The organism is Bradyrhizobium sp. Ses1 (assembly GCF_059512365.1).
Genome location: NZ_JCAMOQ010000110.1, coordinates 1 through 8663, shown reverse-complemented (window position 1 = coordinate 8663; position 8663 = coordinate 1). Strand labels below are relative to the sequence as shown.

At 59.4% G+C, this 8663-nt stretch carries 6 protein-coding genes and 2 pseudogenes; 6 read left to right on the top strand and 2 right to left on the bottom strand.

What is annotated here, in order from left to right; all coding sequences use genetic code 11:
* The coding region (locus tag AC5ZG5_RS45125; RefSeq protein WP_496165550.1) for an adenylate/guanylate cyclase domain-containing protein at positions 1-785 on the top strand (785 nt) is incomplete at its 5' end.
* A gap of 572 nt (positions 786-1357) precedes the next feature.
* On the opposite strand, the gene AC5ZG5_RS45120 is transcribed toward AC5ZG5_RS45125, so the two are convergent.
* On the bottom strand, positions 1358-2782 hold the full coding sequence (locus AC5ZG5_RS45120) for an aminotransferase-like domain-containing protein (RefSeq protein ID WP_456647065.1): 1425 nt from the start codon (positions 2780-2782) through the stop codon (positions 1358-1360).
* Positions 2783-2999: 217 nt separating this feature from the next.
* Between AC5ZG5_RS45120 and AC5ZG5_RS45115 the strand changes: the two genes are divergently transcribed.
* Both AC5ZG5_RS45115 and AC5ZG5_RS45110 read left to right on the top strand, forming a co-directional pair.
* Complete coding sequence (locus AC5ZG5_RS45115) at positions 3000-3830, top strand: alpha/beta fold hydrolase (protein WP_456647064.1); 831 nt, start codon at positions 3000-3002, stop codon at positions 3828-3830.
* 85 nt (positions 3831-3915) lie between these two features.
* Positions 3916-4902 (top strand): MBL fold metallo-hydrolase, encoded by a 987-nt coding sequence (locus tag AC5ZG5_RS45110; protein ID WP_456647063.1) that lies wholly within the window; start codon positions 3916-3918, stop codon positions 4900-4902.
* A gap of 205 nt (positions 4903-5107) precedes the next feature.
* Here AC5ZG5_RS45110 and AC5ZG5_RS45105 read toward each other — a convergent pair whose 3' ends face one another.
* Positions 5108-5734: a tyrosine-type recombinase/integrase gene (locus AC5ZG5_RS45105; protein WP_456647062.1), complete on the bottom strand. Its 627-nt coding sequence runs from the start codon at positions 5732-5734 to the stop codon at positions 5108-5110.
* A gap of 68 nt (positions 5735-5802) precedes the next feature.
* Here AC5ZG5_RS45105 and AC5ZG5_RS45100 point away from each other — a divergent pair.
* The 3 genes and pseudogenes from AC5ZG5_RS45100 to AC5ZG5_RS45090 form a co-directional block, all read left to right on the top strand.
* Positions 5803-6393: pseudogene (locus AC5ZG5_RS45100) on the top strand (carbohydrate porin); the annotation flags it as partial.
* Between the two features lie 16 nt (positions 6394-6409).
* A pseudogene (locus tag AC5ZG5_RS45095) lies at positions 6410-6652 on the top strand (DNA polymerase/3'-5' exonuclease PolX); the annotation flags it as partial.
* A gap of 234 nt (positions 6653-6886) precedes the next feature.
* Positions 6887-8221 (top strand): MFS transporter, encoded by a 1335-nt coding sequence (locus AC5ZG5_RS45090; RefSeq protein ID WP_456647061.1) that lies wholly within the window; start codon positions 6887-6889, stop codon positions 8219-8221.
* Positions 8222-8663 lie beyond the last annotated feature (442 nt).

Genomic DNA, 8663 nt, shown 5'->3' with positions numbered 1-8663 from the left:
ACCATGCAGCCCTCGTTGCGCGTGTGCGCTCCATGCTCCGAATTAAAGAGTTGCATGATCGAGCTGAAGCCCAGGCTCTCGAGCTCGCCGAGTGGAATAGAAGGCTCGAGCAGCGTGTTGAGGAGCAAGTTGTGCAAATTGAACGGGTCAGCCGTTTGAAGCGGTTTCTGTCGCCGCAAATAGCGGAGTTGATTCTTTCTTCATCGACATATGAGCCGTTGGCGAGCCACCGCAGACAGGTAACGATAGTCTTCGGTGACCTTCGCGGTTTCACCGCGTTCGCAGAGACTGCTGAACCCGAAGAGGTGATGGCGGTGATGCAAGAATATCATGCCGCCTTAGGCGCCCTCGTGCACCAGTTTGAAGGCACATTGGAGAGGTTCCTGGGCGACGGAATCATGGTGATTTTCGGCGATCCGATACCTTGTGCAGATCCATGCAACCGAGCTGTCCAAATGGCGGTCGCGATGCGAACCCGCCTATTGGAATTGTCGAATAAGTGGCGGCGTGAAAGACATGAGCTTGGTTTTGGAGTCGGCATTGCGTATGGATATGCGACGCTCGGCGCCATCGGTTTTGAGGGACGTTCTGAGTACAGCGCGATCGGTACCGTGGTGAATCTAGCTGCCCGTCTTTGCGCGGAGGCGCGCGACGGTCAGATTCTCGTTGATGGTAAGGTGCGGGAGGCGCTTGACGCGAGGGCGACCGCGGAGCCCGTGGGTGAACTGACGCTCAAGGGGTTGCGTCGTCCGATAGCGGCATACAACGTCGTTGAGATGACTTAGTCCCTTCGAAGCGCCCGGCTGGAGGTCCGGCTCGCCCGGTAATGATGTTTGTTTATAGGCGTAGAGGGGAAGTCGTGGGTACGCGGCCAAACCGACGCGAATGACCCCAACCGGACTTCCGGCAAAGTGCAACCAACCACGTCACGTACTAGCGATGTAATCGCGGATCGGGAAGCGTCACAGAAAGAGACAGCACAAGCCTACGATTGCGAGAAGGTAAAACAGTGCAGCGATCGGCGCGAAACAATCAAGGTCTACGCCAATCTGGCCATTTGGCAGCCGCTTGTAAGGAGCAAGCCGGAACGGCCCGGATGAAGCATTCTGCGGCATAAGGATCACTCGACCGCCTGACACCCACGGAAGCAACCGTTTTGCCGGTGACCAAGCCCACAACCTGCAATAAACCATTTGGCTTGGAGCGTGACGCGCTTTCCTTCCCTCCGGGTAATTTTCCGGCTCACAATCAAACGCAAGAATCGACTATGCAAAATCCGAGGATTGTAGGGCGGAGGGGAGTAATTCAGGCTCGAGCTAACTGCTGGCAAAGACCATCGTCAGGACGACATATGCCGTTACCGCATGAGATCAGCACTAAGGCGGCCCAATGTCCGCACTGCTTCCACAGTCGATTTGACGTGATAATGACCATAGTTCAGGCGGACAAAATTCTCGTATTTCCTTTTTGCTGAAAAGAGCGGTCCGGGGACAATGCTGATCCCGTTCGCCAGCGCAAGTTGGTACAGGCGCAACGCATCAATTGAATTCGGCATTTCGACCCAAAGCATATAACCGCCTTGGGGCTGCGTGAGGCGGCAACCTGCAGGAAAATGCGTCGTCACCGCTTCCGTCATGGCTGCAAGTGCTTCCATCAGACGTTGCCTAAATCCCCGCAAATGCCGCTCATAGCCACCGTGTTTTAGATATTCTACCAGCGCGGCCTGCGGCAACGACGACGTTGAAATGGTACTGATGAACTTCAAACGCTCGACTTCCGACATAAACCTGCCGGGTGTGACCCACCCGATTCGGGACCCCGGCGCGAGACATTTGGCAAAGGACCCGCAGTGCAAAACGAGCCCTGACCGATCAAACGACTTTGCGGGGCGAGGTTTCGACTTGCCGTAATAGAGTTCCGCGTAGACATCATCTTCGATGAGGGGGGTGTTGGTTCTTGCCAGCATGGCAACCAGTTCCCGCTTCTTCTCGTCCGGTATCAAAGCCCCGAGTGGGTTCTGAAAATTCGGCATGACGACGCAGGCTGCGACTTCAAGGGAGCTCAGTGCGTTCCGCAACGAGGGCAGATCAATGCCGTCGCGAGGGCTCGTCGCAATCTCAACTACCTTCATCCCCATTCGCTCAATAGAAAGCAAGGTTGAGTAGAAGGTCGGCGACTCGATCGCAACGATGTCGCCCGGCTTCGCAACGGCGTTCAGACTGAGATTGATCGCCTCCATCGCGCCGCAGGTTATGACGATATCGTCTGGTGCAATGTCTACTCCCGCTTCCGCGTAGCGCAACGCGATAAGCCGGCGCAATTCAACGTTGCCCGGTGGCAAATCTCTGACGCTGCTCCACACGGGCAATCGGCGCGCCGCATCGGCCGCCGCCTTGTTCAGCTTCTCAGTAGGAAAGTGTTCGGGGCTCGGGAAGGCTGATCCCAAGGGCACGATCTCAGGCCGCTTGATCGTCTCCAGCACGTCGAACACCAAGTGAGCAACGTCGACCTCTGTACTTTCCGCTGGAGGCGATGACGTCACGGGCTCTGGGGCGCGCCGTGACGGACGTGAGCGCACGTAGTAGCCGGATCTCGGCCGTGCCTCGATGATGCCGAGGTCTTCGAGTCGCGCATAAGCGTGCATTATCGTACCCAAACTGGATCCGCTTTTTTTACACGTGTATCGCAGCGAAGGCATACGATCGCCGGGCCGCAGCACGCCGCGCTCAATCAGCCCACTCATCGTTCGCACGATGTCCTCGTACCGGTACGTCTCAGACATATCCGCCTCTTCGAAAAACCGACAGCGCCATCTGTTACATAAAAAAACCTGCAAAACTGACTCAGTTTGTCACGCATCTGCCCCTATGCAAAGGCGCCGCAGCGGCTTCTGCTATCGGGGGCTAGGCATTCGGCCCATTTCAAATGGGTGAACCACCCATACCGAATGATCAACCGGCCGTTGAAGACGAAGAACTCTAAGACAGGAGTGAGTCGACATGCCGTACGTTGAGACCGAAGACAGTACCCAGATTTTCTATAAGGACTGGGGCCAAGGAAAGCCGATCGTCTTTCATCATGGCTGGCCATTGAGCGCCGACGACTGGGATACGCAAATGCTGTTTTTTGTCCAGCGTGGGTACCGAGTAATCGCCATCGATCGCCGTGGCCATGGGCGTTCCAGCCAGGTTTCCGGCGGCCACGATATGGATCACTACGCTACAGACGCGGCCGCAGTTGTAGACCATCTGGCTCTGCGCGATGCCGTCCACGTTGGGCATTCCACGGGAGGTGGCGAGGTGACGCGCTACGTTGCGCGCCATGGCCGGGATCGGGTCGCCAAAGCGGTATTGATGTCCGCCGTGCCACCGATCATGGTGAAGAACCCGAACAACTCGAATGGTCTGCCCATCGAAGTATTCGACGGCCTGCGTGCGAGCCTCGCCGCTAATCGCACCCAGTTCTATCGCGACGTCGCGTCCGGTCCGTTTTACGGGTTCAACCGGCCCGGTACCAAACCCCAGGAAGGTATCATCGCGAATTGGTGGCGCCAAGGCATGATGGGCGCGGCCAATGCGCATTACGAGGGCATCAAGGCCTTTTCCGAAACCGATTTTACCGAGGACCTGAAAGCCATCACTGTGCCAACGCTTGTGATGCACGGAGATGACGATCAGATTGTGCCATACAAGGACGCCGCCCCGCTTTCGGCGAAGCTCCTGAGCCGCGCGACGCTGAAGATCTATCCCGGGTTTCCCCATGGTATGCTCACCACCCATGCCGATGTGATCAACGAAGATCTGCTGGCCTTCATCGAGGCACGAGATTAGGCGCGCCAAGGAGCGGCGCAGCCTGAGTCCGGGTCCAACGACGACCAACACTTGGATCCCGTCCAATTTATCAAAGGAGCCTCCGATGTCCGCGCGCACCCCGCAGATCCTGTCACGGCGCAGCTTTTGCATATGCTGTGCCGTCGCCGCCGGCCTCGGTACGAATCGTGGCTGGTTGAAGCCCGCCGAAGCCTTCGCCGAGTCACGGAATATTGTCGATACGATCCGCGATGCCGCAGCGACAATGCCGGTTCTAGTTCACAAATTGCGCGGCAATGTGACGGTCATTGAGGGGTCCGGCGGCAATATCGCGGTTCTGACCGGCGAAGACGGCAAGCTGTTCGTAGATGCCGGCATTTCCGCAACCCGACCGCGCATCCTGGAGGCTGTCAGCACCCTTAGCCGCGATCCGATCAAGCACCTGATCAACACCCACTGGCACTTCGATCACACCGACGGCAACCAGTGGCTAAACGAGGAAGGCGCCGCCATTCTCGCCCACGAGAACACACACAAGCATCTGCTGACCGCCCAGAGAGTCGCGGACTGGGACTACAATTTTCCTTCGCCGCCTCTGGCCGCGGTGCCGACCGAGGTATTCTCTTCGGAAAAGACCATCAGCATCAACCGCTCGACGCTCAATCTGAAACACTACGGCCCCGCGCATACGGACAGCGACATCTCGGTTACCTTCGCCGAGGCTGATATTCTCCACTGCGGGGATAGCTACTGGAATGGCTTCTATCCATTCATCGACTATTCGACTGGCGGGAACATTGACGGGATGATCAAGGCCGCCAACGTGAACATTGCCGCGGCCGGAAGCAAGACCATCGTCATTCCCGGCCACAACATGCCCGACCGTGCCAGCGCGGTGAGCAACAAGGATGAGCTGATAGTCTATCGGGACATGCTCGTCGCCATCCGGGAGAAGGTCGCAACGCTCAAGCGCTCTGGCCGCTCCCTCGACGAGACCATCGCCGCCAAGCCAACCGAACAATTTGACGCGAAATGGGGGCAGTTCCTCATCACGCCGGCCCTCTTCACCAGGTTGGTCTACGAGGGCGTTTGATGTGCGCCCTCAGGATCTAAACAACTATGATCAGGTTGCGCTCCCGTGCAAGCTCACCAATTCGAGTTTTCGAGGAGCTTTGACATGCCTGCCTCCGAAAGACCACTTCAAATCGAGGTGCCGGTGAAGGAGGGCAGCAAGTCCGCACATGGCCCTGAGCTGCCTATTTCAAGAGGGCGGAGTTCGTCCGCGCCGCCCTCGTAGTTCAGACGTCGACTTGTTCTGCTATTGTGAGGGCGTCGTCGACCTCGATCCCGAGGTATCGAACGGTACTTTCGATTTTCGTATGACCCAATAAGAGCTGCACGGCACGCAAGTTGCCGGTGCGCCGATAGATCAAGGTCGCCTTTGTTCGACGCAGTGAGTGTGTCCCGAAAAGGTGGGGATCCAAGCCCACGCTGGCAATCCACTCAGCGAGCAGGCGCGCGTACTGCCGTGTCGTCGGACTGCAGTTGGAGCCCCGCCGACCGGTGAACAGATAGTCCTTCGGCCTCTTGCCGGCCTCCTTGAGGTAGTCGTCGATGGCTTGTCGCGTTGCCTCGGTCAGTTCGAACTTGACCGGCCGACCGGTCTTCTTCTGCCGAACAGTCGCGCGATCGGTTGCATAGCCGCTGCGCGCGATGTCTTCGACCTTGAGTGACACGACATCGCAACCACGGAGCTTACTGTCGATGGCGAGGTTAAACAGAGCGAGATCCCGGACCCGACCTTCGACCTGGAGCTTTGTCCGTATCGACCAGACGTGCTTCGGGCGAAGGGGCGGCTTCGCTCCTACGATCCTTCCTTTGTTCCAGGGGACACGTTTAGAGACTACGCTTGAGACTTCGGTCATGGCGACCTCCTCAGTTAGTGAGGCGGGCCATTTTCGACCTCGTAAGCCTATGAAACAAGAAGGGCGATCCCAATCTGACCGGCCAGGTCAAGTTCGGCGGATGGCGTCACTTCGGGCAATTCTCCGACCTTCAACTCGCAAGCAACGGCGTTTCGCTTGCGGCGCCGACCAGCAGCGGCACTCCACTCATGCTGGTGGGCGACATCGGCGGCTGGGCGGTCTTCGAGCAGCAGCTTTATCGCGTGCCCAAAAGCGATGATCGTGGGATCGGCGTATTCGCTCGTATCTCCGGCGCTCCGGCCGACCGCAATCTGATCAATCTGTACGCCGACGCCGGCCTCGAATTCATCGGCCTCAGCGACAAACGGCCGGACGACAAGTTCGGGATCGCGGCGGGCTACGCGCACGTCTCGAAGCGAGCCCAGGCGCTCGACTTTGACTATCGCGCACTCGCCGGCCCGGCGTGGCCGGTGCGCAGCTCCGAAGGACTCCTCACGGCGGTGTATCAGTATCAGCTGCGGGACGGCTGGACCCTCCAGCCCAATTTCCAATACATCATCCGGCCGGGCGGCGGAGCGACGGACCCGACCGGTCCAATGTCGGGCCGAGCGCTCAAGAACGCGGCGGTCTTCGGCCTGCGCACGACGTTGAAATTCTAGGAAGCTTCAGTTGCGTGAACTGGATGCTCACCCGTGGCGGCTCGACCTGGACTGGCGCTGGCACCAGACGGCCCTCGAGTTCGGCTGCATGCTAAGCATCAATCCGGACGCGCACTCGATTGCCGAGCTCGACCACATGCACTAGGACGTCGAGATGGCCGCAAGGGCGGCGGGCGCGGACAGGGTACTGAATGCGATCTTGCCCGAGATTACGCGATATCTCCGCCAGAAGAGGCGCTCGCTATCCCGGGCCGCCTAATGTCGGTCTGTAGGTCGTTATGACAGCCATGCGGAATGAGGCTTGGTGACGCCGTTGCTTGACTGCACGAAGCGCGTAACGCCGCCGCGTGGCGCGACCGGTAAGCCGGGAACCAAATCCCGCGAATAAACTTGGGGTATCGAGGTCGTGTTCAGCCGCACCGCCATGTACGATCGGCAAACCTGGCCGTCTGAGCGCTCCCCCACTAGCCAAGAGCAGGGAGGTAGCGGTGCCATGGACGAGATCGAAGCAAGGACCATCCGCAAGCTGATGTGGCGGTTGCTGCCCTTCCTGTTCGTCTGCTACTTCGTCGCGTACCTCGACCGGGTGAACGTCGGTTTCGCCAAACTCCAGATGAACTCGGCGCTCGGCCTGTCGGAGGCGGCTTACGGCTTTGGCGCGGGCCTGTTCTTCATCTCCTACTTTCTGTTCGAAGTACCATCCAACCTCGCGCTGGACAGGTTCGGCGCACGGCTTTGGATCGCTCGCATCATGTTAAGCTGGGGGATCATCTCTGCTCTGTTCGCCTTCATCGCCCCGATCTCAGCGGCCACCGGGATCTCGACCGAATGGGTGTTCTACATCCTCCGTTTCCTGCTCGGTCTCGCCGAGGCGGGTTTCTTTCCCGGGATCATTTTCTACCTGACACTATGGTTCCCGTCGGTCTACCGGGCCCGGGTTGTCTCGCTGTTCATGCTGGCCATCCCCTTCTCGTCGATTGCGGGCGGACCGATCTCCGGGGCTCTGCTGAACATTTCCGGCGCCGGACTCGATGGTTGGCAATGGCTCTTCATCCTCGAAGCCTTGCCCTCGATCCTAATGGCTTTCGGGGTCATCTTTTACCTGACCGACCGGCCGGCGCTCGCGGCGTGGCTCGCCAACGACGAGAGGGGCTGGCTCGAACGACGGCTGGAGGCTGAAAGGCAGCACAAGGTGGCGGTCGAGCATGTGGGCATCGTTAAGGCGCTCACCGACCTCCGCGTCCTTGCCTGCGCGTTCGTCTACTTCTGTCTGAACGCGGCGAGCTATGGTGTGGCGTTTTTCTTGCCGACGATCATCAAGAACTTCGGCGTGAGCAACTTCCAGACCGGCCTGCTGTCTGCGGTGCCTTTCTTGTTTGGCGCCGTCGGGATGGTGCTGCTGGGCCGCAACTCCGACCGCACATTGAAGCGTCGGGAGCACGTCTGCTTTGCCATGTTCCTCGCCGCGGTCGGCCTTGCGGGCGCGGGCCTCGTCTCCGCGCCGGCGCTGGTGCTGGGCTTGCTCTGCCTGAGCCAGATCGGCGTCTCCGCAACGCCCCCACTGCTGTGGCCAATACCGAGCGCCTTCCTGACGGGCACTTCGGCTGCGGCCGGGATCGCCGCGATCAATGCGCTCGGCAATCTGTCCGGCTTCGCCGGACCGTTCCTCATGGGCTACCTCAAAGACGCGACCGGCAACTTCACGGCCGGGCTGCTGGTCCTGGGCGGCTGCGCTCTGGTCGGCAGCATTGTGGCCCTGACGCTAAGGGTCAATCCGCAGATGGAGGTCACCGGCGCTGCGCCGGGTGCGTCGGCGCCGGCTCGCTGAGAGGACCAGCCTGTCGATGAGCGGGATTGCTCGACACTCGACGTAAACCCCCTGCTTCAGCTCCACCGCCGTTAGGTGATCGTGGACCTCACACAGCCGCCTGCACATGATCGAATGCCGCAGCGCGTATCAGTGTGTCAGAAGCATCAACGATCATCACCGCGGTTTGCGGACCAGGAGAGGGAGGGACCGCCACCGTGTACTGGCAAGCAAACAGCAAGGCTCCGATGCCGCACTGCACGCCAAACTTGGCGCTCTATCCATCTATGCGGAAAACCGCCTGTCGCCGCCTGTGTGTACCGAAAACTTAAGCTCGGGCGTAGTGGTGATGAAGTCCGCCCAGGATGGCGCGTGAACTGATCGCACGGTTCGCTGAACCGGGCGAGAAATCGGCGCGTCCTTGTTCAAGGATCGATGCGTTCTGACGTTATTGTAATAGTCG